Source organism: Streptomyces sp. HUAS 15-9, assembly GCF_025642155.1.
Classification (GTDB): domain Bacteria; phylum Actinomycetota; class Actinomycetes; order Streptomycetales; family Streptomycetaceae; genus Streptomyces.
Window position 1 is genome coordinate 9,221,202 of record NZ_CP106798.1, and the last position, 26,773, is coordinate 9,247,974.

The window sequence follows — 26,773 nt, forward strand, 5'->3', positions numbered from 1 at the left end:
GAAGTGTGCTGGTCGATGCCACCCTGTGCGGGCATGGCGAAGCTCGGCCGGTGCGGCAGCGCGCGCCGGCCGGCAGGTGGTGCGGGTGCGTGGCTCAGAAGCGGCGGCGGTACTCGGCCGGGGTGGTGCCCAGCCGCCGCCGGAAGACGCGGTGCAGCGTCTCCACGGAGCCGAGGCCGCTGGCGGCGGAGACCTCGGGCAGGCTCCGGTCGCTGTCCTCCAGCAGTCGCCGGGCGGCCTCCAGCCTGGCCGCCTCCACGTAGGCGGCCGGTGTCGTGGAGGTGCGCTGCTGAAACAGCCGGGTGAAGTGGCGCACGCTCAGGTGCGTGCGGGCCGCGAGGGCTTCGAGGGAGAGGTCCTCGGTGAGGTGTTCGGCGATCCACCTGCGCAGCTCGTCGATCCGGTCGTCCGAGGAGCCCTGGACGGAAAGCGGCACGCTGAACTGGCTCTGCCCGCCCGAACGTTTGACGTACATCACCATCATCCGGGCCGTCGCGAGCGCGAGATCCTGGCCGTGGTCCTCGGCGACCATTCCCAGCGCCATGTCCATCCCCGAGGTGACGCCGGCGCAGGTCCACACCTGCCCGTCCCGGATGAAGATCGGATCGGGATCGACCCGGACGCTGGGGTGTTCGGCGGCCAGCCTGGCTGCGGTGAGCCAGTGCGTGGTGGCCGGGCGGCCGTCGAGCAGCCCGGCGGCGGCCAGCAGGTGCGCTCCCGCGCAGATCGATCCGATCCGCCGGGCCCGGGGTGCAGCGCGGCGCAGCCAGTCGGTGACCTCGTGGTCGATCACCGGCTCCACGCCGCCGTCGACAAGCTCGATCGCCCCCGACACCAGCAGGGTGTCGATCGGGCCGGTCACGTCGTCGAGGGCCAGGTCGGCCATCAGCCGGACGCCGCTGGAGGTGGTCACCGGACCGCCGTCGGCCGTCGCGATCCGCATGAGGTAGCCGGGCCGGTCGGCTCCGGCGACCCGGGAGGCGACAGAGAACACCTCGGCCGGTCCGGTGGTGTCCAGCAGCTCGATGCCGGGGAAGGCGACGATCACGACGCGGTGCGGTTGGGGCATGCCCTGATCATTCCGCCCGGCCGGACATGGCTGCAATGACCAGGATCTGTCACATCAGGCCATCGAGCGCGATGGCCGGCGGGCGCCAACGCCGTCACAGCTGACGCTCAGTCCGCTCCCCGTCGTCGTCCTCATCCACAGCCTCCGCTGGGTCTCGCAGGGGCCGCAGCCCGCCGCGGGCCGGGCCGGAGGCACGGAAGGTATAGCGGCCCAGCACGTTGAGGTTGGCGTGCTTGAGAGGGCATTTGATCTAGGCGAATTGCCCTTTCTATTCTAGTAAGTCCCTCGCCAGGTTGGTGTCGTCTCGTCCGTTATGCGCTTGGCGAGGTTGTCGATCGAGGCGACGTGGATCATGGCCTCGGAGCTGGCGGGAAGGGTCTCGTAATCGCGAGAAAGGCGCCGGTGCAACATAAGCCAACCCAGGCTTCGCTCGACTACCCAGCGTCTTTTGACAACGTGAAAGCCGTGAACTCCGGGGTTTCTGTTGACGACTTCGACGTCGATTCCGAGACGTGCGCCGTGCTCGATGACGGCGTTCTTGAAGCCGGTGTCGACCCAGCTCTTGGCGATGGTTGGATACGTCTTCTTGGCTTGGTCGAGAAGACGTATTCCTACGGCGTTCTCGGAGAGGCTCGCGGCGGTGACAGTCACGGCGAGGATGAGTCCGATCGTATCGGTGAGTATGCCTCGCTTGCGGCCGACGATCTTCTTGGCGGCGTCCGTTCCCTGGCTGGTCAGGGGCACGTTGGTGGAGGTCTTCACGCTCTGGGTGTCGATGACGGACCCTGTGGGTTCGGGCTTGCGCCCTTCCTTCACGCGGGCGAGCCCGGTCAGGTCGTAGTTGAGCTGGGCGAGGATTCCCTCATCGCGCCAGGCGGCATAGTAGGCGTAGACGGTGCCGTAGTTCGGGAAGTCGTGTGGGAGGTATTTCCAGGGGATTCCCGTGCGGTTGATGTAGAGGAGTGCGTTGAATACGTCGCGCAGGTCGACCTTGGCCGGCTGCCCGGTGGGTCTGCGGTCGAGCCGGGCTTTTCTCCAGGCCGTCAACGTCGGCTCGATTAGGGCCCATCGGGCGTCGGAAAGGTCGCTGGGGTACGGCTTCCGCTGGCTCACGTTCCAGAGGGATCATGGGTGTGACGGAAGATCGGGTTCCGGTGATCATCGGGCGGTTCCGTGCCATCTCTACGTCAGACACGCTTCGAGGATCGAAGCCGAGCGAAACGGGCGGGCAGGTCCGGAAGTCTTGAAGTGATGAAGCGCATTGATCCGCCGAAAGACCTCAAACTGACACAGCGACAGAACTCGCATACCGGCATGAGGCATACCTGAACGCCCACTGAGAGGTCGTTTTCTCCCGATGTTTCATCCCGGAATTGGTGTTTGATCCCCAGGTGTCGGGTCGCGCCAGGAGATGGTGGCTTCGCCGGTGAGGCGGCGGGCCATCAGGTCGGTCATGGCGAGGTGGATCATGGCTTCGGAGCGGGCGGGCAGGGTCTCGTAGTCGCGCGCCAGGCGGCGGTGGAACATCAGCCATCCGTACGTGCGCTCCACGGTCCAGCGCTTAGGCAGCGGAGTGAACCCCCTGGTCCCGGGGGTGCGTTGGACGATTTCCATGTCGATGCCGAGCTGAGCGGCGTGCTCGACGAGGTGCTGGCGGTAGCCGCCATCGACCCAGACCTTGCGAATGGTGGGGTGAGCGGCCGCGACCTGGTCGATCAGGTGAGTTCCTGCTGCGGAGTCCTGCACGCTCGCGGCCGTGACCAGTACCGCGAGCAGTAGTCCGAGGGTGTCGGTGACGATGCTCCGCTTGCGGCCCACGATCTAATGGGCAGCAGTTGGAGCCGGAGAAGCCTCGTCCTGACCCAGGTGGATGAACCCTGAAATCGAGAGTGGCTCGATGGTTCTGACTCCGATCGATGGCGGGAGGGACGGGTTGTACTCGTCGTGGGTTCCCGGGGCCAGGACCCCTTGAATGCAGAGTCGAGCCGCCGCTTCTCCCGCCGTCCCGGTCACGTTGCCGGACACCGGCGTCAGCACGATGCCCTCCGTTGATCCGGGCTTGAGCCCCTGAAAAAGACCGGCGGGTGCTGGCGCTCGTGGTCGGCAACGTGACCGATCACATGATCAGACCGTTGACGTTCATGGTCCGAGCCGCTCGCAGGGATCACCTCTGACCTGTTCAGGAGCCATCGAGCTCTTCTCAAGACTGAGGACCCTGCAGGTCGCTGGGGTCACGAACGGCTAATCGGATGACGGGCCATCGAGCCCTGCCATTAGGGAGACGCGTGCCCCGCACGGCTGTGACCAGCCAAAATACGCGACTCACCCGAGAGGACGTGAACCGTATTGAGCGTGTTCTGCGGCATCGACTGGGCCAGCGACCACCACGACGTCGTCCTGGTCGACAACGCCGGATCCTTACTGGACAAGGCCCGTATCGACGACAACGCCGACGGCCTGGCCCACCTCCTGCAGATGCTTACCGAGCACGGCGACAGCGCCGAAGCTCCCATTCCGGTGGCCATCGAGACCTCCCGCGGGCTGCTGGTCGCCTGCCTGCGCGCGACCGGCCGCCCCATCTACGCGATCAACCCGCTGGCCGCAGCACGCTACCGCGACCGGCATGCGGTCTCCCGCAAGAAGTCCGACCACCTCGACGCCGTGGTACTCGCGAACATCCTGCGCACCGACGCCGCCGCCCACCGCCAGCTGCCGGCCGACTCCGAGCTCGCCCAGGCAATCGCGGTCCTCGCCCGCGCTCAGCAGGACGCCGTGTGGGACCGCACCCAGGCCGCCAACAAGCTCACCTCGCACCTCCGCGCGTACTTCCCCGGCTTCCTCGCCTCCGTCGGCGTGCGCCGCGAGGGCGTCTGCCACCCCATCGCCCGCGTCCTGCTTGCGGCCGCCCCCACCCCCGGCCAGGCCGCCCAGCTGACCCGCGCCCAGTTGCGGTCGTTGCTGAAGAAGGCCGGTCGCAAGAACACCATCGATGCAGAGGCAGAGCGTCTCCAGACCGCGCTGCGCGCCCCGCAGATGCGCCAGCTCCCGCTGGTCGAAGAGGCCATGGGCCGCCAGACCCTCGCCCTGCTGCGGCAGCTGGATGCCGCCTGCGCCAGCGCCGACGACCTCGCCGAGGCCGCGATGGAGTCTTTTAAGCAGCACCCGGACGCCGAGATCATCACCGGCTTCCCAGGGCTCAGCGCGCTCAGCGGCGCCCGGGTGTTCGCCGAGATCGGCGACGACCGATCCCGCTTCGCCGACGCGAAAAGCCTCAAGGCTTACGCCGGTTCGGCCCCGATCACCAGGGCCTCCGGCAAGAGCGTGGCCGTCCTTGCCCGCCGGGTCAAGAACCAGCGACTGGCCGGTGTCGGCTACGTGTGGGCCTTCGCCGCCATGGCCCACTCAGACGGCGCCAGAGCCCACTACGACCGCCGCCGCAAGGCCGGAGACCGCCACACCGCCGCTCAGCGCAACCTTTTCAACCGCATGCTCGGCTGCCTCCACCACTGCCTCACCCACCGCGTCCACTACAGCGAAACGGTGGCCTTCGCCGCCCCATCAGACACTCAACTAGCGGATGCCGCTTGACAGTTCTTCCGCATCGGATGTCTGCTTCGCCGCGTCGGTGCCCTGGCCGGCGGCCGGGACGCTGGTGGAGGTCTTCACGCTCTGGGCATCGATGACGCACGCGGACGGCTCCGCACGCTTGCCCTCCTGCTGCCGTAACAGCCTGCGCAGTACGCCGGTGAGCTGGGCGAACACGCCGGCCTTCTGCCACTTGGCGAAGTAGCCGTAGCAGGTCTCCCAGGGCGGGAAGTCGTGCGGCAGGTAGCGCCACTGCACCCCGGTGCGGTCCACGTACAGGATCGCGTTCATGATCTCGCGCAGGTCGTGCTCGGGCGGGCGTCCGATGTTCAGCGCATGCCGGCGCCGCTCGGCCCGCCAGGCACTCAGGACCGGCTCGATCAGCTCCCAGCGGGCATCGGACAGATCACTCGGATACGGACGGCGTTCGGTCATGACCTGGACGTACCGCTGACCGGGGGCGTGCGCCCAGGCGTGAACCGAGATCGGCGGGAGCACCACCACGCGACGGGCGTCTTGGGATGAGACAGACGCAAGGTGCATCCCGTCCCAGCCGTCACCCCAACCGGCGCATGTGCCACAACTACTCCACCAGACCCGCCAAGACGCCAAACCCTGGTCGAAAAGCCCAGAGCAAAGCACACATCACAGGCGAAAACGACCTCTGAGTGGGCGTTCAGGTATGCCTCATGCCGGTATGCGAGTTCTGTCGCTGTGTCAGTTTGAGGTCTTTCGGCGGATCAATGCGCTTCATCACTTCAAGACTTCCGGACCTGCCCGCCCGTTTCGCTCGGCTTCGATCCTCGAAGCGTGTCTGACGTAGAGATGGCACGAAACCGCCCGATGATCACCGGAACCCGATCTTCCGTCACACCCATGATCCCTCTGGAACGTGAGCCAGCGGAAGCCGTACCCCAGCGACCTTTCCGACGCCCGATGGGCCCTAATCGAGCCGACGTTGACGGCCTGGAGAAAAGCCCGGCTCGACCGCAGACCCACCGGGCAGCCGGCCAAGGTCGACCTGCGCGACGTATTCAACGCACTCCTCTACATCAACCGCACGGGAATCCCCTGGAAATACCTCCCACACGACTTCCCGAACTACGGCACCGTCTACGCCTACTATGCCGCCTGGCGCGATGAGGGAATCCTCGCCCAGCTCAACTACGACCTGACCGGGCTCGCCCGCGTGAAGGAAGGGCGCAAGCCCGAACCCACAGGGTCCGTCATCGACACCCAGAGCGTGAAGACCTCCACCAACGTGCCCCTGACCAGCCAGGGAACGGACGCCGCCAAGAAGATCGTCGGCCGCAAGCGAGGCATACTCACCGATACGATCGGACTCATCCTCGCCGTGACTGTCACCGCCGCGAGCCTCTCCGAGAACGCCGTAGGAATACGTCTTCTCGACCAAGCCAAGAAGACGTATCCAACCATCGCCAAGAGCTGGGTCGACACCGGCTTCAAGAACGCCGTCATCGAGCACGGCGCACGTCTCGGAATCGACGTCGAAGTCGTCAACAGAAACCCCGGAGTTCGCGGCTTTCACGTTGTCAAAAGACGCTGGGTAGTCGAGCGAAGCCTGGGTTGGCTTATGTTGCACCGGCGCCTTTCTCGCGATTACGAGACCCTTCCCGCCAGCTCCGAGGCCATGATCCACGTCGCCTCGATCGACAACCTCGCCAAGCGCATAACGGACGAGACGACACCAACCTGGCGAGGGACTTACTAGAATAGAAAGGGCAATTCGCCTAGATCAAATGCCCTCTGAGGAAGAGTACGGGAACGCTGAGTCGTGAGCTCAGCCCGAGCATCGCCAGAAGATCGTGCACTCTGCTCACCATGCCTGGACCATGAACCTGTCGCCGGGCCGCATTCTCCGCACTGCCGCGAGTGCGTGCCGCGAAAAGACTCCCTGCGGTACCCCGGCGAGCCGGATGACGTCAGCCGGCCCCCGCGCCGCCTCCGTCCATCTGTGTTCGGGACGCACCCGCAAGAGAGCGTCTCCCTAGGAGTGAAAGACACACGCACGACCGCGCCCCTATCGCTGACGCCTCGGTGAACAGAGTGCTTGCGGTTGCCATATGGTCCCGAGGGGCGTTCAGGCTGGTCAGCGCAATGAGCCACCACCGAAGAGGCCCTCGAACACTGCAGAGTCAGCCTGCGGTTCCGTGACGCGCGTAGCGGCGGCATCGCAGTCATGAGCATGACATTAGTCGAGTGACCGTGACATGACAGTGTGCGGGAGGAACATAGTGCCGCAGGGCGTGAACCGGCAGTGCCGCAGGGATTTCTTCGCCCCTCCATAGGGTGGGCCGCTTCATTGGAGAGCACTGGGGCGGGCTTGACGGTCGCCGACCCGGCCACCGGTGTGGCGGTCTACGACACCTACGGCGGCTCCGGCTGGGCGGTCTACGGCGGCACCAGCGCCTCCGCCCCGATCGTCGCAGGCGTGTACGCCCTCGGGCACCCCGGGCTCCAGCGACTACCCGGCGAAGTACCCGTACCAGCACACCGGCAACCTGTACGACGTCACCAGCGGCAACAACGGCTCATGCGCCCCGTCGTACTTCTGCACCGCAACCGCCGGCTACGACGGGCCGACGGGCTGGGGCACCCCGAACGGCACTGCCGCCTTCACCGCCGGCTCCAGCAGCGGCAACACGGTGACCGTCACCAACCCCGGCAGCCAGTCCACCACCACCGGCAGCTCGGTCAGCCTGCAGATCCACGCCACCGACAGCGGCGGCGCGGCCCTCACCTACAGCGCGTCCGGCCTGCCGACCGGCCTGTCCATCAACAGCTCCACCGGCCTGATCTCCGGCACCGCCTCCACCGCGGGCACCTACCAGGTCACCGTCACCGCGAAGGACTCCACCGCCGCCTCCGGCTCGACGTCCTTCACCTGGACGGTCGGCTCCGGGGGCCTCTATGGGGTTCGTCAACCCGTAGGTGCGGGTTGGGGGTCGTAGAGGGTGCCGTCGCGGAGCATCGCGAAGAGCACGTCGGCTCGCCTGCGGGCCAGGCAGAGGAGGGCTTGGGTGTGATGCTTTCCCTGCTTGATCTTCTTGTCGTAGTAGGCCCGGGAGGCCGGGTCGGCCAGGGCCGCGAATGCGGACAGGAAGAAGGCGCGTTTGAGATGCTTGTTTCCCCGTCGGGAGGGCTGCTCGCCGCGGATGGAGGAGCCCGAACTTCTCGTGGCGGGGGCAAGGCTGGCGTAGGCGGCGAGGTGGCCTGCGGTGGGGAAGCTGCGGCCGTCGCCGACGTCGATGAGGATTCTGGCTCCGGTCCTGAGCCGATCCCCGGCATGGACGTCAGGACCGCGGAAAGAGGGTGCGACTCCAGCAGTTCCTCGATCCGGGTGGCCAGGAGTTTCCGCTGATCAAGTACGGATTTCAGCTGGCCGGCGAGGCTGGGGACGATCAGTGTGGCGGCATCGGTGCCTGGGACGACGACCGTCTGTTCGTCGAGTGCAGTGAAGACATCGCCCACCAGGCGTTCGGCCATGCGCGGGGCCTTGGCCCGTATCAGGCTGATCAGTTGGCGGCGTCCTGCCTTCCTCAACTGGGCCGGAGAGCCGAAGCGTTCGAGCATCAGCAGCACGGCCGGGTGCCGGATGCGCGGGCCCAGTACCCGTTCCAGCGAGGGGTGGATCTGGGTGAGCAGACCGCGCAGCCGGTTGGCGATGCGGGCGGTTTCACCTGCGAGGTCGTCGTCGAAGCCGACGATCATCTCCAGTTCGGCAACCGTCTGGTCGCTCAGCTCGACGGCCCGCAGGGGGTGGCATGACGCGGGCCGCGTCCGCGATGATGAACGCATCCCTCGCGTCGGTCTTGGCCTCGCCCGGATAGCGGTCGGCGATCCGGCGCATGGTCAGTCCGGGCAGATAGGCGACCTGGCAGCCTGCGTTGCGGGCGACCGCCAGAGGCAGCGCGCCGATCGACGCGGGCTGGTCGACCACCACAAGCACTATCCCGTGCTTGGCCTGCAGCTTCTTGAAGAGCTCGCGCAACATCGGCTCGCTGTTGGGCAGCCGTTTGTCGAGCGCCTTCTTCCCCGCCGGTGTGACGGCGGTGGCGTGGTGTTCGCCCTTGCCGACGTCCAAGCCGAGGAAGACGCCGATGTCACTCGTGTCGATCACAAGGATCCTTCGGTCGCACGGTCCAGGCCTCACCTGCGGCACCAGTTGCCGACATCCACATTACGAAGAGCCTCCCAAGCCCTCGGCGGGCCAGTGGTCATGCCTCTCATCAGCGGTCTACCAGTGCCTCCGAGACCGGTGACACCACCCCCCAGATCATGGTCAACAGGGGGGAGCAGTCATGCCGGACCCGGAGGCCGGGAGCCCCATTGCGGGACCACGAAGACGGTAATGGGGGCGGCGGCTGCACCTCGTCCCAGCTGCTGGCCAACCCCGGCTTCGAGTCGGGCAGCACCGGCTGGAGCGCGACCAGCGGGGTCATCACCAACGACTCCGGTGAGGCGGCGCACGGCGGCTCGTACAAGGCCTGGCTGGACGGCTATGGCTCCTCGCACACCGACACGCTGTCCCAGTCGGTGACGATCCCGTCCGGCTGCAAGGCCACGCTGACCTTCTACTTGCACATCGAGACCGCGGAGACCACCCGCAGCACCGCGTACGACAAGCTGACGGTCACCGCCGGTTCGACCACCCTGGGGGCCTACTCGAACCTCAACGCTGCCTCCGGGTACGCGCAGAAGACCTTCGACCTGTCCTCGCTGGCGGGCCAGACGGTCACCCTGAAGTTCAACGGCGTGGAGGACTCCTCGCTGCAGACCAGCTTCGTCGTGGACGACACCGCCCTGACGACCAGCTGACCAGCACGACGAGGTGAGCACCCGGTCCCGCACGCGGAAGCCGTCCCGCGTGCGGGACACACCGTATCTACCTGGTCGTTGCAGAACGCCACAAGCCCGCGCCGCCGCCCGCCGGTTGTTTCAGCGTCAGGAAGGCGCGTTCGAAACCAGGTATAGACGCGGGCCGCGCCGCTGTCGTGTCTAGCGGGTCACCAACTGCTCTTGGTCACGCCGGAGAGCTCGCCCGCGTGGGCCATCTCGCGGACGCGGATGCGGGAAAGGCCGAAGGCGCGAAGGTGGCCGCGGGGGCGGTCGTCCACGGAGTCGCGGTTGCGCAGGCGGGTGGCGCTGGCGTCGCGGGGCTGTCTCACGCGCTGGTTCCTCTCGTACACCTTCTCGTCTCGCTTGCCGAACCCGCCCCGTCTGGTAGTTCCGGAGCGTCCCGGCGTTGTCAGGACTGCTTTCCGCCTCTCCCGGCGACTCCCGGGTCAGGCTGTCCTCAGCTTCGTGGCCTTGCTGCGACAGGGCCACGGCGGCGGACTCTCACCGCCGCACGGTCAAGTAGCGCCTCGTGGCGCACGAAGAGGTCATCGAACCGAACGACGTACGCCTCCAACGGACCAGGTACTGGCGGACACGGCAGCCGCTTCGTCATCTCGGGCTCCCCAGACGTTGACGCCTTCACCACACGGCCTACTCCCGGACGAACCCGCCGTCAACAAACCACCGCTAGCCGGTCATGGAGGGGACGAAGGGCGACAGGGCCGGGGCGAGCTGCATGCCGGGGGCCAGGCCGAGGGCGATGAGGGCGTCGGGCAGGCCGCGCCCCGTGCGGGCGGCGTCCATCGTGCCGGGGACGGCTAGCGGGTGGCAGCTGGCAGCGATGATCTCGAACAGGTGCTGCACCCGGCCAGGTCCGCGGGGCAGGAGCTGGCCGTGGAAGTTCTCGTGGTGGGCGAGCACGAGGGCGGCCAGGCCCGCGAGGTGGGCGGAGGCCGTGCCGGTGCCGTCGAGTGCCGCGTAGCCCTCCTGCGGCGCGCACGACAAGACCGCCACACCGGGGGCGGCCGCATCCACGCCGGGACCGTAGCAGCTGAACGGAGCTGCGAAGAGCCCTTCGGATGTCAGCTGCGGGCCGTAGTGAGTGGCTTGGGAGGTGTCGGGCGGGTAGGTGCCGAAGGCGCCTACTGCACCGACGGCGAAGACGGTGGGCAGCGAGGCGGGGAATGCGATCGGCCCACCGGTGTCGCCCGCGGGGGCGATGCAGGCGATGCCCGCCGCGGTGGCGTCGGCGAGTTTGCGGGAGATGAGCGCCGACGGGTAAGGAGAGGCGACCGCGATGTGGGCGATGTCGACCTCGTGTTCGATGCAGTGGTCGAGGGCGGCGATCAGGTCGCTGAAGTGGCCGTCGGGCAGCACCTGGCAGACATCGAGCTCGGCGTCGACGGCGATGCCGGTGATGCCTTTGCCGGTGTCCGCGCCGGCGATGATCCCGGCCGTGTGGGTGCCGCTGCCGACCGGGTCGTGCGCCCAGCCCTCCTTGGTGCGGTGTACGACATCGATTCCGGAGCGCACCCGCTGCTTCAGGTCGGGGTGGTCGGTGCTGACGCCCGTACCGATGACCGCGATCTTGATGCCGAAGGCACGGAAGGTGGGGGGCAGCCGGTCCAGCCGCATGGCCTGCTGGCCCCAGCCGTACTGCTGGCGTTCGTCCAGGTCCGGGTACACCGCGGCGAGCGGGGTGAGGGTGACGACGTTCTCCCGGGCCGCAGACAGGTCGGGGCGGTGGATCCAGCGGTCGGTGTAGCCGCCCCTGGGGCGGACGTACAGGGACCGGATGGACTGTTCGGTATCTGTGGTCAGGGTGATGGTGGCCGTCCCGTCGGCGGCGGTGATGCTCTGGCTCGGCCAGGTCGCCCCGATCAGGAACACGCCCGCGCCGGGCAGCGGTTCGCCGTCCGGGCCGCAGACGCGCAGCGAGATCTCCACTGGCTCTTCCAGCGGCATGACAAGGCCCGGGTCGGGCAGCAGCATCCCTGGGGGCGGTGTGGCGGCGGTGCCGGCGTTGGACAGTGGCAGATCGGGTTCGATGTGCACGTGCAGTGTCCGCATCGCCGGCAGCTGCATCTCGGCGGCTTCGACGACCGCGATCTCGGGGCAGGAGGGAAGGACCCCGGCCGACTGCAGCTTCTCGGACGGCTGGAGTCGGCGGATCACTGTGACGTCGGACATGCTCTCTAGCTGGTCGCACACCGCGTCCATGCTCAGTTCGGGCACTCCCGGTGGCAGCAACTGCTGCGGCAGCGGTGTCACCATGTACCGCTGCCGACGCGGCTGCACCGCGACCGGTGACGGTGCGCCCTTCTTGCGCGGCACTGCTTCCTTGTCCTCGGGGACCGGCCCGCCGCCGGCCCCTGTGCCCTCGGATTCGTTCTGACGGTTGTTCCGGGGCTTGTTCCCGGGCCTGTCCTTGACCATCACGTCTACCTTCACCATGTCTACGTCGGTTTTTGTGCTTGTGATCCGGATGCCGGGCGGCTCCCGCCTCCATGGCGATGCGGTGTGCCCAGGAACAGCTCCTGGCACACCGCATCACGCGGCGCCGGCAATCAGCCGATACCGAAGGGCTGACCCATCTGGCCGAAGCCGGGCTGCTGGTACTGCTGCTGGTATGGCTGGCCGAACGACTGCTGGCCGAACCCGCCGCCCCACTGCTGCTGGCCCTGCTGGCCTTGCTGGCTCTGCTGTACCAGGGTCAGGATCGCGGTCGGCAGCGCCTGCTGCACGGACTGCTCGACCGCGCTGCGCACGCCCTGGGTCAGCGTCGTGTGCAGCGCGACAGCCAGGTAGGGGTGGGCCTGGTGGGCCAGGCCCTGCTGCTGCAGCTGCTGCTGGACCTGCTGGATCTGCTGCAGCGTCTGCTGCATGCGTTGTGCGATCTGCTGGCTCGCCTGCTGGCAGGCCTGCTGGATCGTCTGCTGGACCACCTGCGCGAGCTGCTGCGGACCGCCGAACTGCTGGCCGCCGGCCTGCTGGCCGAACTGCTGCAGCGGCTGGGTACCGGTCATCACCGACATGAAAGCTCCATTTCAACGCCGAGGGGGGGAAGCCGACATAAGAGACTATGTTGGCTTTTTCGGATTATTCCGTCGTGGTGACGCTAAGGCGCCCTCCCCGTGACCGCAATCGGGCGAGCCGTCTCGGAAGAGGAGTCCCCCGATCGGCCCCGGCGACCGGTGAGCTGCCGATAGGCGCGGCAGGCCCTGCAGCCCAGCTGACCGACACACCCGGCAGCATCACTGAGCGTCGTACTGTGGATGCGTAGATTGGGCTCGTGGCCGTACCGCGCTATGAGTGTGTGGCAGGGCCCGCCCCGGCCGGCCTATAGCGCCCAAGGTCGTCGAGGCGGATGGGATATGGGGTAATTGGCAGCCCGACGGTTTCTGGTTCCGTTAGTTCAGGTTCGAGTCCTGGTATCCCAGCCAACGCAGATGCCGCCCATCGCGGCAGGCAACGAGCCCGAAGCGGCTGCTGCGGTTGTCCGGCCAGATGGTGTCTCGCCGAGTGAACACTTCGCGGGACACGATTTCCGGCCATGACGGCGAGGCATGCCCGACTCAGCCGTGCTCGACCGCGGATACTGTCGATACTGAGGGACAGTAGGTGGTATGGGGGTGCGGCGGGCATGAGGCGATGGTCTGTGCCGGTACTCCGGTCATGGTCTTGTCGTGTTCTTCGAATCCTCCGCTGTTGCTGACCTGGATGGAAACGACTGGGTGAGTGGCCGGAGCAGGCCCGTGTGGCGCAGGCTGGGAGTGTGCTTCTTGCGCTGGCGCCGATGTTCGCGGTGATCGGCCCGGTCCCGGGGCCTCAGAGTGAGGCGGAGTACGCGTACGAGACGCTCTGGAACGGGGTCCGGGTCATTGCCCACCTGTCCGGGGACGGGAGCTTGCGTCTGCTGTCCCAGACCGGGGTGGACGTTACCGATCTCCGCCGCGATCATCGCAGCCGGCGTCAGCGCGGTGGCTCTGGGCCTCTTCACGACGTTGGCCGAGGCCAGCAAGGGAGTGGCGGACTGGTTGCAATGGAACGACCGGGTCGGCCCGCTGTCCGGCAAGACACCCCGTCCCGCGTACCGGCTCTCCGTGCCCCTCGAGGAGCCCTGGCAGTCGGCGTGCCCGGCAGGCCATCCCTCGGTGGAGCACCGGAGTTCGAAGTATTTGAACAACCGCGCCGAGAACTCGCACCAGCCCACCCGGCAACGGGAGAGGACCATGCGGCGCTTCACGGACACGCCCAGAGATTCCTGTCCGCCTTCAGCAGCATCTCACCCCACTTCCGGCCCCGCCGCCACCTGCTCACCGCCCGCGAATACCGACACGAAATGACCGAACGGTTCCGCACCTGGAACGAGGCCACCGGCTGCCCCACGACCGTCTGACAGCGGCCGACGAACGAGAGAAACACGCCCCGACACACCCTCCACACCAGCCACCTCCAACAACGTGACAGCGCCCTTGGTGCCTCTCGACCGTCGTGACCGTCCGGATCATCCGAACGGTGGTGCGGGAACCCGTCGTTCCGGTACCTGTCGCGTGATCGCATAGTCGATCAGCGCGAACAGAGATGCGCGCGCGGGGCCTTCCGGCAGTGCCTCGAGGGCGTCCGCCGCGCGGCCGGCTTGCTCGCGTGCCAGCGCACGGGTCACGTCGAGTGCTCCGCTGTCGCGGACGATCGCGAGCGCTTCGTTGACATCGTCGACGGTTGCGCACCCACGACGAACCAGGCTCGCCAGCCTGCCCTGCGTGCGCTGCAGCGCGACCAGCACAGGGTGTGCCAGCGTGCCCTCGCGCAGTGCGGCGCCCGCGGCATCGTCCACCGGGCGTGCGACTCCGGTGAGAATGCGAACGTCCTCGGTCAGCCGGAACGCGACGCCGAGCGCACGGCCGTAGCGCGCGAGTGCTCCGACATGTTCCGAATCGGCTCCAGCCACGACCGCGCCGAGCTGGCACGGCAACTCGAATGACGATGCGGTCTGCGATTCGACCAGCGTCAGATGCTCGTGCTCGGGCACCCGCCCGTCGAATGCGTGCTGGCGCTCGCACATCCGGCCGGTGCACACCTTCCCTACCGCGCGGGCGATGAGATCGAGGGCCTGGGGGCCGCCGTCGGTGGCCAGGTGTAGCGATTTCGACATCAGCAGGTCGCTGACCAGGATGGCGAACCTGTTTCCCCAGCTGGAGTGCGGTGTCGGCGTGTTCTCGACGCCGAGTTGCGCTAGCGCCGCCAACGCGCTCAGCTCGATCGCGGCACCCAACTTGAGGCGGCAGCGCATCCCAGTGTCCCCGAAATGGCTTGCCAGCAGAAGCAGCAGCGCCGGCCGGAACGGGACGCCGGGATCTCCCCAGCCAGACGTGGCCAGACGGGCCAGGAAGGGCCACTCGTCACGCACGGCGCTCGTCATGAGTTCACCGACGCCGAGCAGATGGGTACGCACGTCGAGCCCGGGAGCCATCAGTGCGGCCACGTCATCGATCGTGTCGTTCGCCCGGAGTTCGCCCATGCCCTCGGGCAGGAGAACCGCCCGGCGACACAGCGCGAAGGGGGCGCGCTCACTCGTGAACGTGCTCTCGAGGACCCGCCAGACGAACTGGTACCGGTGTGCCGACCGGCGGCCGGCCGCCAGCCACCCGGAGTATGAATTCTCCAGCAGCAGTGCATAGTCCAGCAGATCCGGACGCCCGGGATCGCGGGTCAACCCGCAGTCGACCACCTCGGCCGCGGTCCTTCCGGACTCAAGCGCGTAACTGATGCCCTCCCCGCTGAACGGGTTCACCAGCCCCGCCGCATCGCCGACGAGCAGGATGCCGTCGGCAACGCAGCGATCTGGTGAGAAGTCGAGGCGAAACGGTGCTGTGGCCCACGCTCCGCGCAACCGGCCGCCGAACGTCTCCCGGCGCGTGCTCAACCGCGCGAGGAAGTCCTGCAGCACCTGCCCCGCCCGGCCTTCGTATCCGGGACGGAACAAACCGACGCCGATATTCGCTTCCGACGCACCCGTCGGATTGATCCAGCCGAACGACGGCAGCAGATCCCGCTCGGCAACATCGTCCAGCGGCAGGAAGACCTCTTGAAGATCCTGCAGCCCGTCGAGATCGGTCAGATAGCCGCGGACGCCGACGCCGAGACCGCCCTCGGGCAGCAGACCGACCGCGCGGGCCAGTGGCGAGCGTGCGCCATCGGCGGCGATGACCGCCGCCGACCGGACGTCGGACAGTCGGCCGTCACGGCGTACCCGCACTCCGACGACGCGTCCTGCCTCAACGATGGGGGTCGTGACCGTGGCGCCCTCCCAGACTTCGGCGCCCACCGCCACCGTACGGGCACAGACCGCCGCGTCAAGCACGACGCGCGGTACGACGAGGCAGTGGCTGTCCGCGCCCGGATAGGCGTCATAGATGAAATCGCGCCAGCCACGGCCGCGCATGTGGACCCGTGCGCCCCGCAGCCGTTCCGCACGGGGCAGCGAGTCGAGGACACCCATCGCGGTGAGGATGCGGACCGCGCGCTGCGTCAGCGCGTCACCACACGCCTTGTCCCGCGGGAAGCGCTGCGCCTCGAGCAGCAGGACCCGGCGGCCCCGGACCGCGAGGTGGTAGGCGGCCGAGCAACCCCCGGGCCCGGCGCCGACGACCACCGCGTCGTAGTGATCGCGCCCCGTCATCGCATGCGGCTCACGATGCGGCGGGGCATGTCGGTGAGCGCGTCGTGGCCCGGGAATTCCGGGAGCCCGGCGAGCGCGGCGGCGGCGCGAGCGGAATACGCGTGCGCGAGTTCGCGCGTCACGTCCACGGTGCCGCTGAGACGCACCAGGCGCGCCGCTTCGGCTGCCTCGCGTGCAGTGAGGACCTCGTGACGCAACAGTGCCGCCAGCCGCCCGCTCGGGTCCTGTCGCAGCGCAAGGAGGACCGCGTACGAGAACACGCCGGCGCGGAGATCGGTACCCGTCGGTTTGCCCAGGTCGGCCGCGTCGCCCACGAGATCGAGCAGGTCGTCGGTGAGCTGGAACGCGATCCCCAGCTGCTGTCCGAAGCGGAACAGAGCATCGACGTGATCGGGGTCGCAGCCGGCCAGCTCCGCACCGAGTCGGCACGGCAGCCCGAACAGCGTGGCCGTCTTCATGCGGATGATTTCGAGGTGCTCGTCGGCGGCCAGCTCCGTGTCGTACACGTGCTCGGTTTCCCGGAGCTGGCCGCTGCACACCGTGAACGCCGCTTCTGCCACCGCCGCCACCGTGTCGGGCGGCAGGTGTGCCAGCTCGGCCATCGCGCACGAGAGGACGTGCGTTCCCGTCGTGGCGGCATACGCGTTGCCCCACAGGGCATTTACGCTCGGCGCTCCGCGTCTCGTCGCCGCGCCGTCCATCACGTCATCGTGCAGCAACGACCCGACGTGCAGGAGTTCGATCGCGGCGGCGGCGTGTACGAGCAGCTCTTCGTCAGCCTCGCCGAGGCTCGCGCAGAGAAACAGCAACTGCGGGCGGATCCGCTTGCCGCCGTGACGAATCAAGTCGCCGGCGATCCGGCCCGGGCTCGCGTCCTGTGCCGTCACCGCCTCGTGCATCGCGTCTTCGAGCCGCGCGGCCCACCCTTTCTTGAAGGAATGCAGCACGGTCTCAGAGGAATTCATCGCGCAGCTCGTCGAGTTGCCCACGCAGCCTCTCCGATGCGAAGGCGAGTTCGGAGAATCGGACGAAGAAGCCGTAGCCGTTGTGCAGGTCGCCCGCCGGGGCCCGGACGATGACGTCTCCCCGGAAGTAGGCCTGAAGTGGCGTGAGGCGGCCACTGGCGATCGCCTGGGCAGCCTCCAGATAGATTGCGCCGTGCATCATCTCGTCCGGTCCGAGCCCCGGCTCGATCACGACGTCGCCGCCTCCGACCCGGACGTTGATCCGGCCGAAGCCGAGCACAGCCAGGTTGGCCCTGCGGCCGTCGAACTCGCCCACCATCTCCTGGAACTCCGCCGGGTTTTCGTTCCGAAAGTTCGTGACCCCGCGCCGCACGTGGTTCGCGAGTGCCTTGTCGTTCTCGGTGACGCTTGTGGCCCGGGGTGCGACGTCGTCGGGCATGGAACCTCTCTCCTCGTTGACCGTTTCCGACCGGTGATGTGGCACGCCGTCACGGCGGCGTCGGCGTGGCGGTGACCGCCCCGAGTGCGTCGACCCTGCCGTACCAGACAAGGGGAATCGGTCCCGGCGTGGTCGTGACAATGAAGTTCTTGACCGTGCCGGGAGCCAGGGTGTTGTTCTTGTCCAGGATGAGCGCGGCGACACCTGCGACGTGGGGGGTCGCCATGCTGGTGCCGGATAGGTTGATGAAGCCGGGCGCGACGACGTCCTCCGGCGTTCCCGTGCCCGCCGCCCGCGTGGAGGCGATGTCCACGCCCGGTGCTGCGACATCCGGCTTCGGCCTGCCGTCCGGCGTCTGGCCGTGGCTGGAGAAGTCCGCGATTTTGTCGTCGTCGTCGGTGGCACCGACGGTGATGACGTTGCGTGCGTTACCGGGACAGCGGATCTTGGTCGCGTAGTCGCCCCAGAAGTCGACGCCTTCGTTTCCGGCGGCGACAGCGACCACCACGCCGAGGTTCACCAGATTGTCGGCGGCGGTACACAGCACGCAGTTGCCGGAGGGGCAGACCCACGCGCCGTCTCGGTGCGAGAAGCCCCAGCTGTTGCTCGCGACATCGACGCCCGAGGTCGCCGCAGCGGTAAACCCCGCGGTTGCCCAGGCCGGAGTCGCATGACCTCTGCCATTCATGATGCGGATATCGACAATGGTCGCGCCGGGGGCGATGCCGCGAAATGTCGCATCCCGGCTCGCGATGATACCCGCGCAATGAGTTCCGTGGCCTACGTCGTCGCGCTTCACCGCTGTACGGGTCATGTCCTGTTGCGGGCCGACGACGCCCGCGAGCGCGGGATGGGTGTCGTCGACACCGGTATCCACGACCGCTACGGAGATACCCGCACCGGTGGTGCCGGGGGGCAGGACATCGGCATGGATGTGCGGCCGGCTGACGTCGAGCGCCTGGATGCTGCGCAGCTTGTTGCTCGTGACGCTGCTGACATCGTCACGCGCGGCCATCGCGAGCACTTCGGACGAGGTGAGCGTGGCACGCACGCTGTGGGTCAGCCAGAACTCCTCCTGGACTTCGACCCCCCGCCGTTCGAGGTCCGCCCGGATGCCCTGCAGGAAGACCCCGGCCTCGGCTTGACGCGCTTCTGTCTCCCTTGCCCGTTCGGCTTTCGGAACCCTTCCGCGGCGCGCGGCAACCTGGCCGGACACGAGATTGATCAATACCTCGTGCACCGGCTCCTCGTTCGGGCCGGGCGCGCCCGTCCAGGCCGCGAGCTTGCGTTCCTCTCGCTCGACCAGAATGGCGTTGACAACCCACGGATCGACCTTGCGCGCCGCGACCGCGCTCTCCGCCGCCAGCTCTTCCAGCTGCTTTCGGCGTCTCTTTTGCACGTACCAGTCGAATTGTTCGCGGCTGCGGTCGGCTGCTGAACTGCCATCACCTACGGGAGTCGGCGAGGACATCCTGGCTCCTCTCAGTGCTCAGACGCGACCTGGGTCTGCCTCGGCGAATCCAGCAGTACCTGCCGGACCTCCGGACGGCGCGCCACCGCAAGCAGTGAGGGTACCGCCAGACGAGCCGCAATCGTGTCATTGAGCCAGAACTCGCGGATTTCATACCCACCCGCCGCAACAATGGCGTCCACCACCGACTCGGCTCGGCGGCCGAATGCCCGACGCAGTGCGTCAACGGCCTCCCCGCGCGCGGCAGCGAAGCCTGACGGGCGGTCGGCGCTCGGGGCGAGGACGATGAGCACCGCGACCTCCGCAGGTCGAACACCGAGGATCTCCCGCTGCAATGCGACATCGAACTTCGCCCAGATATTCTGCGGGATCCATTCCGGCATCAGGTGGCGGCCCAGGCGGCTAGGGCGTCCCGAACATGTGCCGGGGCCGATGTATGCGCGCGGTAATCGATCACGGCGACCATCTTCCTCGATGTGGCTCACTCGTGCGACTGGAACGAGGACCGGCGTATCCATAAGCATGGCACGGTCCGCTTAGCTTGTTCTTTATCTACCAGGATCTACCGGGTCTGCCGATGGCCTTGAGGGTCTCGGGGCGTTTGATGGTCTTGACCACGTCGTAGCGGGGGGGCGGGACGGCGGTTCTTGGTCCCGGGCGGGCGTCCGGGACCGGAGCCGCGGGGTTGGGGAACACGGGCCGGGCAGAGCAGGTGGGCTCGGATGTTCCTGAACCCCCGGCGGACCCGGGCCGGGGTGAGGCGTTCGGGCGTGGTCGGCTTCTCCCAGGGCCGACGGAGGTCGGCGGCCAGCGGCCGGGCGAGTCTGAGCTGGGTGTGCGCGACGACCAGGAGCCAGGTCCAGCGGTCCGCCGCCTCGGGAGTGCGCAGTTTCGGGGTGGTCCAGCCGAGCGTCTGTTTTCCGAACCTGAAGGTGTGCTCGAGGTCCAATACCGCTAGTTTAAGAGGCTGGCGGGGTGAGTGTCGGGGTGCGGGGTAGGGCTGGCGTTCCATGGTGGCCGGGCTTCTTGATGAGGTAGCGGGAGATGACCCGCTTTACGGTTCTCGGGTTGGAGCGCGGTCGTCTCGGTGGGTGGATGTTGGCCAGGAGCTCGCCGAGGATGAAGGCGAGGGCGCGGTCAGGCTGAGGGGGAAAAGTCCGCCGGCGGCATCATCGTGATGCGACGGGCGGCGCGCAGGCAGGTCATGAACGAGAGGCGGTCCGGGTCGAGCTTCTCGGCGTTGGCGCGGGCGGCCTGGAGCATGTGGACGCGTAGCGCGTAGTGGACGAGCAGGTGGCCCCAGATCTGCTGGAGGATTCCGTCGGGTGTCTTGCTGGCCAGGACTTGTCCGGCGCCGATCTGCTGGGCCTTGAGCTCCTTGAACGTGGATTCGATCTCCCAGCGTTCCGTGTAGAGGGCTGCGAGCTCGCAGCCCGGGTACTGCTCGTGGTCGGTCAGCGTGGTCAGCAGGGTGTACTCCTCGCCGTCCGTCTCGAGTTGGTAGCGCAAGGCGCGCACCTGGATGCCGTGCTCGTGCCGCCGGTCGGTGTACCCGTACAGGGTGGTCAGCCATGACCCGTTTGGCAGGAGTTGGTCGGGGGTCAGGCTGTAGCGTTTGGTCGCCAGCCGCATCAGCAACTGGGCGCCCGAGGCCGACCAGACCCGCCACAAGTCGACGCCCGGATAGCCCCGGTCGGCTAGGACCAGCATCTCCGGACGCATCGCGCGGGCTAGGTCCTTGGCCGCGGTGGTCTCGTGCGTGCTGTACTCGGTGATCGCCGCGTCCACGACTACGTGGGTGCCGCACTCCACCAGCCCCACGATCCGGGCCTGGGGGAAAGCGGCCCGCTTGTAGGGCCGCTTCCCGGGCTTGGGCCGTCCGCCGTGCCGACCGAACGCCTCGTCGTTGGCGGGGGTATCGGCGATGTCGACGCAGGTGCCGTCCACCGCCATCAGGCGCAGCCCCCGCCAGAACGCCCACGTGTCCGATGGCTCGGCCAGAGGCACCACCGAGCGGGCGAACAACTCCCGAAACGGCTCCCAGCCCAGTCGCCGACGCGCCAGGAAGATTGACGACTTGGCCGGCTCCCGCCACGCCCCCATCAGGCCGACCTGACGAAGCCAAAGGTCATCTTGCGCATGACTTCCAAATACGGCTCCGGGGAGAACAGCGCCAACCCAAGCACGAAGTACAGCACCAGCCGGGCCGGCAACAGCCTGGACCGCTGCTCGGACCGTCCGCATGCCGCGATCGCCCGCTCGAGCTCCTCCGCCGGATACACCCGCGCCAACAACCCCACACTCACGACATCGTGAGCCCCCGGCATCACACTCTCCCCGTGTCTGACGAACCATCACACTGACATCAAGCGCACCTTAAACTAACGGTATTGGATCGGGAACGACTGCCCACGACACCCGGTACACCAGCTCTCACCAGCCCGGATGAGATACTCGGCAAGGGTAAGGTCTGCCCGGACTCGGGAGATCTGCAGTGGACCCTCACACGCGGCACGGGAATCCGCGTCGGTGATCACCGGCGGGAAGCGGCCTGAGGAAACCCGCGTGGGGTGGGCCGGTGCCGCTGAACGTGCTACGACCGCTGCGACGGGCCAGGCTCCGTGTCATGCGGCCGTCCCGCGTACTCGTCAACGTCTCGCCGCAGGTGGCCGGTCTGGATCTGCGAACGTCCTGATGGAAGTCCTCTGGCGATGGTGATCCCCGTGGTCAGTGATGAACCGGCGTCTCAGAACTTGCCCGTGAGCTGCCGCGTCCGGTGACCCGACTCGTCGGCTATTTCCGTGAGGACACCTTCGGCAAGGACTCGGGGCAGTCGGCGATCACCGCCCGCGTGGTGCAGCGTGGGCAGGTTGCGTGGTCGGGCCTCGTCCGTGCTGTGGCACTCGATGTAGTAGTCCCTGATCACCCCCTCCCCGACCCACCATGCCACCGCCCACTGGCAATCGGCCGGTGATCATCCCGTCGCCCAGCGCCAGAGCTCATCGGGGTCCCGTACCGCCCCGATGCGCTGATCCCCTCGACGAAAAGCCGGCCTGCCTCACTGAGGCGTGGGCCCGGACGAGGCAAGCAGCTCTTGCAGGTCGCGTACGAGGAGCAGTTCGTAGCGGTCGAGGGCGGCGAGGTTCTCGAAGATTCTTCGCGCAGTGGCCTCCTGGCGTTCCAGGTTCGAGTCGAAGTCCCGGACGGCAAAGAGCGAGTCATAGCGCTCGAACGACATGCCATGGTCCTCCTCGTACTCATGGGTGAACTCGACCTCGACCGCCGCATACCCCAGGTTCGCCGCATAGTCGACGAACTCGGAATCCACAGGCCTCATTTCAGCGCCGCAGGCTGCCGCACCATCGCGGATAAGTCGATCCCGGGGAAAACCGGGACGAATGAAGATGTAATGATATTCACTCACGGAGACTCCTAAGGCCAACGAACATCGTAACCATCGCCAATGACCCGGACAGAATTCATCCGCCCAGGCGGATTGTTGCGCAGGAACTTCCCCAATCCCTCGCGCGCCCCACTCTCGTCGAGCCCGCTGCCCCGTGCGTCGACCACAGCATCACGTGCCTGCTTCTTGGCCGTGTTCAGGGTGTTCTTCACGGAGTTCGGGGCTGCTCCGGGGTCCAGGGTCTTGAACTCGGTCGGAACTCCGTCCACGACAGCGTCAGGGGTCTTCCGGCCGTCCACTTCGGACTCTTTCAGCGCCTGTACATTCTTCCCTTCCGACTGCAGGGTCTCAGCTATTCTCCGCTCCTTGGGGCTGAACGCCTTCTCGGACTCATCGATCGAACCACCTCGTGACTCCCCGCTGTCGGCCGCCTTCGACCCACCATTCCCGCTGTCGCCCCCTCCGTCCATGGCTCCGGCTGCCATGAGTGCTATGCCCGCAAGGCCGAGACGCATGGCGGCAAGAAGCTCCCCCGCGGCGAGTCCTCCGACGGCCTCGCCCCCGGCGAGCGCGAAGCCGGCCCCCGGTGGAAAGAGTGCCAGCAGGGAGAGAAGCAGCAGCGCGAAGCCCAGATAGGTGAAGAAGTGGTCGAGAGCGTTGAGGAGGTGGGCCGGGGGAATGGCCCGGCCGGTGGGACCGGTTGGGCCTGTGCTGCGCCACAGGAGGAGGGTGGTCGTCGTTGCGGAGGCCAGGGCTGTGGCGAAACGGAAGCGGTGGATCGCCAACTGTTCGCCCAGGGGATGGGCGGCAGTCCGGCGCCAGGTGCGGAGCAGCGTCGTCAACTGCCAGGCGATCCACGCCAGGGCGGCCATTGCGAAACCCAGCAGGATCTTCGGGCCGGCGCCGGTGATGAAGTATTTCTGAAGTCCAGCCGTCGGCTTGAACGAGCCTACGCCCAGAAAAAGGGCGGACGGGAGGACGAGAACGCAGGGTATGAGGATGGCCGGTAGTCGCCTGCGGCAGGGCGCGGCCATCCGCCGCACTGCTCTGACGCGCGAGCGTATGTCGGGCCTCCGCCAGGCCCGTTCGTGGTCGGTGGCATCGATGCAATCGGCGATGCCGGCGACTTCCCGGCGTAACGGCTCGATGGTGTGGGGTGGTGTCGCGCCTGTCTCGTAGCAGAGAGCACGGCGCAGGCGGACGAACCGCAGTGCGATCAGCATCGTCCACGGGAAGCACCAGGTCGCGTAGCGAACCAGTGCTGCTGCGCTGTCACCGGCCGCGCGTTCCTGCTTCAGCAAGATGCCCGGGAGGGAGCTCTTTGCGCGATGCAGGCACGCCCAGTCGGCTGTCATCGCCAAGAGCAGCGCCACCAGGGGCGCGGCCCACAGTTTGGAGTCAAGGGAGTTGAGCCACCGTTCGGGGTGTCCGCCCGGGTGCCGGATCACGTAGTTGGTGAGCGTGTGGTGCGCCACCGCGGCCGCGAACGGCACCACCGCCAGCGGTTTCCACCAGCCCCGCGCCCGGCACAGGAACCCGACCGCCAGTCCCGCCACGGCCGTCCACGCCAGGTGACTGAAGGTGGCGACGGTGACGTCACCGGTCGGGCCGAGGTCCAGCGTGGCGGCCGGAGCGGGGAGCCAGGACGTGAACACCCCGGCCGGTCCCGGGATGTACGGCGGCGACAGGCTGTCCGGGACCAGCCAGCCGCCGTAGCGGACGAGCGACCGGTCGACGTCCAGGGGGTAGCGCAGCAACGCCTCCAACAGACCGAAGCCGGCGCCGAGCGCCGCCCCCAGCACGGTGAAGTCGGACAGGCCCCACTGGCGACGGACCTTGGCGTACAGCCCGGCCAGCAGGAGCGGTGACACTTTCACCAGTTCCTCGACCCACGGAGCCGTGGTGTATGAGGTGGTGTTCACGACCTCGATCAGCGACCGGCCGGCGGTATCCGCGAACGCGCGCGTGTAGGCGAGTTCCAGCAGGGCTCCGGCGGTTCCGCAGGCGTAGGCGCCCACCATCACGGCCAACAGCACCGTCGAGAGCCGTACCGAGCGCGTGGGCCAGGACACGACGAACAGTTGGACCACCCCGTATACGGCCGCGGTCACCATCAGCACAGTCATGCACGTCCCCCGTTACCCCGCCCGGACAGGCATTCGCTAATGCGAACGTTATGGTAGCGATTTCTGGTGTGCGGATCAACGGCTATTGGCGCACTTCATTCACTCACCGGAATGCTCATTGTGCGGGCGCCATCAGTGCCCCTAACCTCAATACCGGTAACTTAGTGCTTTGGTGTGCGTTTGACTCGTTTGGGTTTGGTGGCGCCAACGAGGCTGATGGCCGTGGTGGGTGGGCGGTCTGCAGCCCGGTGGGCGGCGCGTTTGAGGGGCCAGCTGGCGACTTTGCGTTTGATGGCGCGGGGGTTGGCCCGGTGGCGTCGTGGTGGCAGGGGGCGTTGGAGGAGTTCAGTGTGGGTGGCTTTGATCGCGCGCGTGAGTCTGCCGGGGGGAAATGCCGCCTGGTCGGTGACCTGGCGGCGCGCGACGCGCAGTGAGCGGGTGAAGGAGATCCGGTCGGGGTCCTGGTCGGCTTGTCGTGCGGCCTGGTGCATCAGGTGCCGGATGTGCCGGATGGCGTGGTGGACGAGCAGGAAGCCGTAGAGTTCCTGCTCGGCTCCCTCGGGGTGTTGCGAACGCAGTACCAGGTGTGGCCCGCCGAGGTGGGTCTTGATTTCGTCGAGGGTGGACTCGAACTCCCATCGCTGGGCGTAGAGGGCGGCCAGTTCGGCGGCCGGGGCCTTGTCCGGGTCGAGGATCGTGGTGATGAGCCGGTAGACGCCCTCGTGGCCGGCGATGGTGTACTCCACCGCGCGTACCGGCACCCCGCGACGGGTGTGGTGGATGTCACTGCGGTCGAAGATCTCGGTGAGGTAGGAGCCGTCCGGCAGTTACTCGACCACGGGCAGCACGAGGTCTTTGCGGACCCGCCACAGCAGGCCCGCCCCGGTCGCCGCGGCCTCGCGCCACAGGTCCACGCCGTGGAAACCGCGGTCGGCCAGCAGCAGCATCCCTTCCCGCAGGTTTCCCAGGACCGCCCGGGCCAGAGTCTGCTCTCCGGTGCGCAGAGCTGCGAGTGCGGCGTCGAAGATGACGTGGGTGCCGCACTCCACCAGGCCGACCATGCGCAACTGCGGGTAGCCGACGTCCTGTTCGCCCCGCCCGGAGCGGGGAGGACGACCGAACACCCCCACGTTCGCGCTCGTGTCGGGCAAGTCGAATGTGGTGCCGTCGATCGCGGTCAGCCGCCAGGCGCGGTAGAAGGCACCCTGAGTGTCCCGTGTGGCAGCCGGACGGCACACCCGCACGAACAACTGCCGCAGCGGCGCCACACCCAGCCGAGACCTAGCTTTCCAGATCGCCGCCGTACTCGGCACCGCCCACGACGCATGCCAACGCCGCGCACCCTGCAAACCCGCGGTCAGCAGCCGGGCGTCAGGGCCCGGCTGTCGCGTCGGGTGGGCGCCGGGTTCCACGGCTCCGGCGGGGTGGTGCTGCTCGCGGGGAAGGGAACGTGCTGGTCAGCCGGGTTTCGGCAGGGCTTCGAGCCGGGCCAGGGCCTCGGTGATCACACCGCTCCATGGCCAGTGGTGGGCGAGACGGAGGATGCGGCGGCGGCCGGTGGTGACGAGCTGGGCAGCGGTGGAGAACAGCTGCAGGCGGAGCCGGCGGGGTTCCCACAGACGGGGCTTGCCGGTCAGGGCGAGCATCGGCATCCAGGCGAGCAGGTCCAGGGCGATCTGGACGATCTCCAGCCAGACCTGTTCTGCGCCATGTCATGGAGCGGGAAGTTGCGCAGGTCGGTGGCGGCGCGGATGCGGTCTTCAGCCCAGTCAACACCGCAGAACATGTTCATGTTCTCTCCTGCCTCTCCTTTGGTTCTGGCTGGTCAAGCCGGTGCAGGACACGCGTGCTCCCTAATGGCAGAGCTCTCAAGGCTCGACATCCGATTGGCCGTTCGTGTCCCCAGCGCTCCTGCAGGGGCCCTGGTCTTGGCAGGAACTCGAAGGTTCCCGGCGAGGTGAGGGATCTCCCTGCAGGTGGCTCGGACCACGCAACAGCCTCTCCGGTACGGGCCGGGTGCCGCAGGAGTTGGAGGACATGCGCCACAGCTGGAGAGAAGCCGTGGTCACGCTCGGCGGAGAGAAACGGAGCAAGAGTCCAGCTCTGCTTCCAGAGGTCGTACCTCAGGTCAGACGCATGGCTTTCCTGTCCCGCCCTCGCCGCCGAACTGGCA

General features: G+C 67.6%; 17 protein-coding genes, 1 tRNA gene and 9 pseudogenes. 6 read left to right on the forward strand and 21 right to left on the reverse strand.

Annotated features, from left to right (window positions below; genetic code table 11):
* Positions 1 to 94: 94 nt before the first annotated feature.
* The 3 genes and pseudogenes from N8I87_RS42055 to N8I87_RS42065 form a co-directional block, all read right to left on the reverse strand.
* Positions 95 to 1,069: a GlxA family transcriptional regulator gene (locus N8I87_RS42055; protein WP_263216213.1), complete on the reverse strand. Its 975-nt coding sequence runs from the start codon at positions 1,067 to 1,069 to the stop codon at positions 95 to 97.
* A 273-nt stretch (positions 1,070 to 1,342) separates the two neighbouring features.
* On the reverse strand, positions 1,343 to 2,182 hold the full coding sequence (locus tag N8I87_RS42060; protein WP_263216214.1) for an IS5 family transposase: 840 nt from the start codon (positions 2,180 to 2,182) through the stop codon (positions 1,343 to 1,345).
* Between the two features lie 249 nt (positions 2,183 to 2,431).
* Positions 2,432 to 2,890, reverse strand: a pseudogene (locus tag N8I87_RS42065) (transposase); the annotation flags it as partial.
* 525 nt (positions 2,891 to 3,415) lie between these two features.
* On the opposite strand from N8I87_RS42065, the gene N8I87_RS42070 reads away from it, so the two are divergent.
* On the forward strand, positions 3,416 to 4,657 hold the full coding sequence (locus N8I87_RS42070; protein ID WP_263212621.1) for an IS110 family RNA-guided transposase: 1,242 nt from the start codon (positions 3,416 to 3,418) through the stop codon (positions 4,655 to 4,657).
* 21 nt (positions 4,658 to 4,678) lie between these two features.
* On the opposite strand, the pseudogene N8I87_RS42075 reads toward N8I87_RS42070, so the two are convergent.
* Positions 4,679 to 5,089, reverse strand: a pseudogene (locus N8I87_RS42075) (transposase); the annotation flags it as partial.
* A 457-nt stretch (positions 5,090 to 5,546) separates the two neighbouring features.
* Here N8I87_RS42075 and N8I87_RS42080 point away from each other — a divergent pair.
* Both N8I87_RS42080 and N8I87_RS42085 read left to right on the forward strand, forming a co-directional pair.
* Positions 5,547 to 6,386, forward strand: coding sequence for an IS5 family transposase (locus N8I87_RS42080; protein ID WP_263205744.1), 840 nt, complete (start codon positions 5,547 to 5,549; stop codon positions 6,384 to 6,386).
* 618 nt (positions 6,387 to 7,004) lie between these two features.
* A pseudogene (locus tag N8I87_RS42085) lies at positions 7,005 to 7,581 on the forward strand (putative Ig domain-containing protein); the annotation flags it as partial.
* 14 nt (positions 7,582 to 7,595) lie between these two features.
* Here the strand turns inward: N8I87_RS42085 and N8I87_RS42090 are convergent.
* A pseudogene (locus N8I87_RS42090) lies at positions 7,596 to 8,792 on the reverse strand (IS110 family RNA-guided transposase).
* Positions 8,793 to 9,028: 236 nt separating this feature from the next.
* On the opposite strand from N8I87_RS42090, the pseudogene N8I87_RS42095 reads away from it, so the two are divergent.
* A pseudogene (locus tag N8I87_RS42095) lies at positions 9,029 to 9,493 on the forward strand (hypothetical protein); the annotation flags it as partial.
* Positions 9,494 to 9,681: 188 nt separating this feature from the next.
* Here the strand turns inward: N8I87_RS42095 and N8I87_RS42100 are convergent.
* The 3 genes from N8I87_RS42100 to N8I87_RS42110 form a co-directional block, all read right to left on the reverse strand.
* The gene (locus N8I87_RS42100; protein ID WP_263216967.1) at positions 9,682 to 9,927 is read right to left on the reverse strand and encodes an uS14 family ribosomal protein; all 246 of its coding nucleotides are present in this window, start codon (positions 9,925 to 9,927) and stop codon (positions 9,682 to 9,684) included.
* 274 nt (positions 9,928 to 10,201) lie between these two features.
* A complete protein-coding gene (locus N8I87_RS42105) occupies positions 10,202 to 11,968 on the reverse strand; it encodes a S8 family serine peptidase (protein ID WP_263216216.1) in 1,767 nt (588 codons plus the stop codon).
* A 113-nt stretch (positions 11,969 to 12,081) separates the two neighbouring features.
* A complete protein-coding gene (locus N8I87_RS42110) occupies positions 12,082 to 12,549 on the reverse strand; it encodes a hypothetical protein (protein ID WP_263216218.1) in 468 nt (155 codons plus the stop codon).
* Between the two features lie 333 nt (positions 12,550 to 12,882).
* On the opposite strand from N8I87_RS42110, the gene N8I87_RS42115 reads away from it, so the two are divergent.
* Positions 12,883 to 12,957: transfer RNA gene (locus N8I87_RS42115), tRNA-Gln, on the forward strand.
* Positions 12,958 to 13,662: 705 nt separating this feature from the next.
* Positions 13,663 to 13,913: pseudogene (locus N8I87_RS42120) on the forward strand (DDE-type integrase/transposase/recombinase); the annotation flags it as partial.
* A 108-nt stretch (positions 13,914 to 14,021) separates the two neighbouring features.
* Here N8I87_RS42120 and N8I87_RS42125 read toward each other — a convergent pair.
* From N8I87_RS42125 to N8I87_RS42180, 13 genes and pseudogenes are all read right to left on the reverse strand, one after another.
* Positions 14,022 to 16,196 (reverse strand): geranylgeranyl reductase family protein, encoded by a 2,175-nt coding sequence (locus N8I87_RS42125; RefSeq protein ID WP_263216219.1) that lies wholly within the window; start codon positions 16,194 to 16,196, stop codon positions 14,022 to 14,024.
* A complete protein-coding gene (locus N8I87_RS42130; protein WP_263216221.1) occupies positions 16,193 to 17,185 on the reverse strand; it encodes a polyprenyl synthetase family protein in 993 nt (330 codons plus the stop codon). Before N8I87_RS42130 ends, N8I87_RS42125 begins: the two co-directional genes overlap by 4 nt.
* Complete coding sequence (locus N8I87_RS42135; RefSeq protein WP_263216222.1) at positions 17,148 to 17,600, reverse strand: hypothetical protein; 453 nt, start codon at positions 17,598 to 17,600, stop codon at positions 17,148 to 17,150. Before N8I87_RS42135 ends, N8I87_RS42130 begins: the two co-directional genes overlap by 38 nt.
* A gap of 49 nt (positions 17,601 to 17,649) precedes the next feature.
* On the reverse strand, positions 17,650 to 19,071 hold the full coding sequence (locus tag N8I87_RS42140; RefSeq protein ID WP_263216223.1) for a S8 family serine peptidase: 1,422 nt from the start codon (positions 19,069 to 19,071) through the stop codon (positions 17,650 to 17,652).
* Between the two features lie 11 nt (positions 19,072 to 19,082).
* Positions 19,083 to 19,556, reverse strand: coding sequence for a hypothetical protein (locus N8I87_RS42145; RefSeq protein ID WP_263216225.1), 474 nt, complete (start codon positions 19,554 to 19,556; stop codon positions 19,083 to 19,085).
* A gap of 67 nt (positions 19,557 to 19,623) precedes the next feature.
* A pseudogene (locus tag N8I87_RS44205) lies at positions 19,624 to 20,017 on the reverse strand (NF041680 family putative transposase); the annotation flags it as partial.
* Between the two features lie 191 nt (positions 20,018 to 20,208).
* Positions 20,209 to 21,174 carry an IS4 family transposase gene (locus N8I87_RS42150; RefSeq protein ID WP_263216226.1) on the reverse strand — a complete coding sequence of 322 codons (966 nt, stop codon included), beginning with the start codon at positions 21,172 to 21,174 and terminating at the stop codon, positions 20,209 to 20,211.
* Positions 21,174 to 21,398, reverse strand: coding sequence for a transposase domain-containing protein (locus tag N8I87_RS44660; RefSeq protein WP_411577356.1), 225 nt, complete (start codon positions 21,396 to 21,398; stop codon positions 21,174 to 21,176). The genes N8I87_RS42150 and N8I87_RS44660 overlap by 1 nt, the downstream gene beginning before the upstream one ends.
* Positions 21,399 to 21,817: 419 nt before the next feature.
* Complete coding sequence (locus tag N8I87_RS42160) at positions 21,818 to 21,997, reverse strand: hypothetical protein (protein WP_263216229.1); 180 nt, start codon at positions 21,995 to 21,997, stop codon at positions 21,818 to 21,820.
* Between the two features lie 132 nt (positions 21,998 to 22,129).
* Positions 22,130 to 22,399 carry a hypothetical protein gene (locus N8I87_RS42165; protein ID WP_263216231.1) on the reverse strand — a complete coding sequence of 90 codons (270 nt, stop codon included), beginning with the start codon at positions 22,397 to 22,399 and terminating at the stop codon, positions 22,130 to 22,132.
* 104 nt (positions 22,400 to 22,503) lie between these two features.
* Positions 22,504 to 24,510: a CdiA C-terminal domain-containing protein gene (locus tag N8I87_RS42170; protein ID WP_263216232.1), complete on the reverse strand. Its 2,007-nt coding sequence runs from the start codon at positions 24,508 to 24,510 to the stop codon at positions 22,504 to 22,506.
* A 251-nt stretch (positions 24,511 to 24,761) separates the two neighbouring features.
* A pseudogene (locus tag N8I87_RS42175) lies at positions 24,762 to 26,012 on the reverse strand (IS4 family transposase).
* Positions 26,013 to 26,057: 45 nt separating this feature from the next.
* A pseudogene (locus N8I87_RS42180) lies at positions 26,058 to 26,365 on the reverse strand (transposase); the annotation flags it as partial.
* Positions 26,366 to 26,773 lie beyond the last annotated feature (408 nt).

Coding starts and splice junctions, on each gene's coding strand:
- N8I87_RS42055 (WP_263216213.1), bottom strand. CDS start 1,069: ATGCCCCAACCGCACCGCGTCGTGATCGTCGCCTTCCCCGGCATCGAG.
- N8I87_RS42105 (WP_263216216.1), bottom strand. CDS start 11,968: ATGGTGAAGGTAGACGTGATGGTCAAGGACAGGCCCGGGAACAAGCCC.
- N8I87_RS42110 (WP_263216218.1), bottom strand. CDS start 12,549: ATGTCGGTGATGACCGGTACCCAGCCGCTGCAGCAGTTCGGCCAGCAG.
- N8I87_RS42125 (WP_263216219.1), bottom strand. CDS start 16,196: ATGACGGGGCGCGATCACTACGACGCGGTGGTCGTCGGCGCCGGGCCC.
- N8I87_RS42135 (WP_263216222.1), bottom strand. CDS start 17,600: ATGCCCGACGACGTCGCACCCCGGGCCACAAGCGTCACCGAGAACGAC.
- N8I87_RS42140 (WP_263216223.1), bottom strand. CDS start 19,071: ATGTCCTCGCCGACTCCCGTAGGTGATGGCAGTTCAGCAGCCGACCGC.
- N8I87_RS42150 (WP_263216226.1), bottom strand. CDS start 21,174: ATGGGGGCGTGGCGGGAGCCGGCCAAGTCGTCAATCTTCCTGGCGCGT.
- N8I87_RS44660 (WP_411577356.1), bottom strand. CDS start 21,398: ATGCCGGGGGCTCACGATGTCGTGAGTGTGGGGTTGTTGGCGCGGGTG.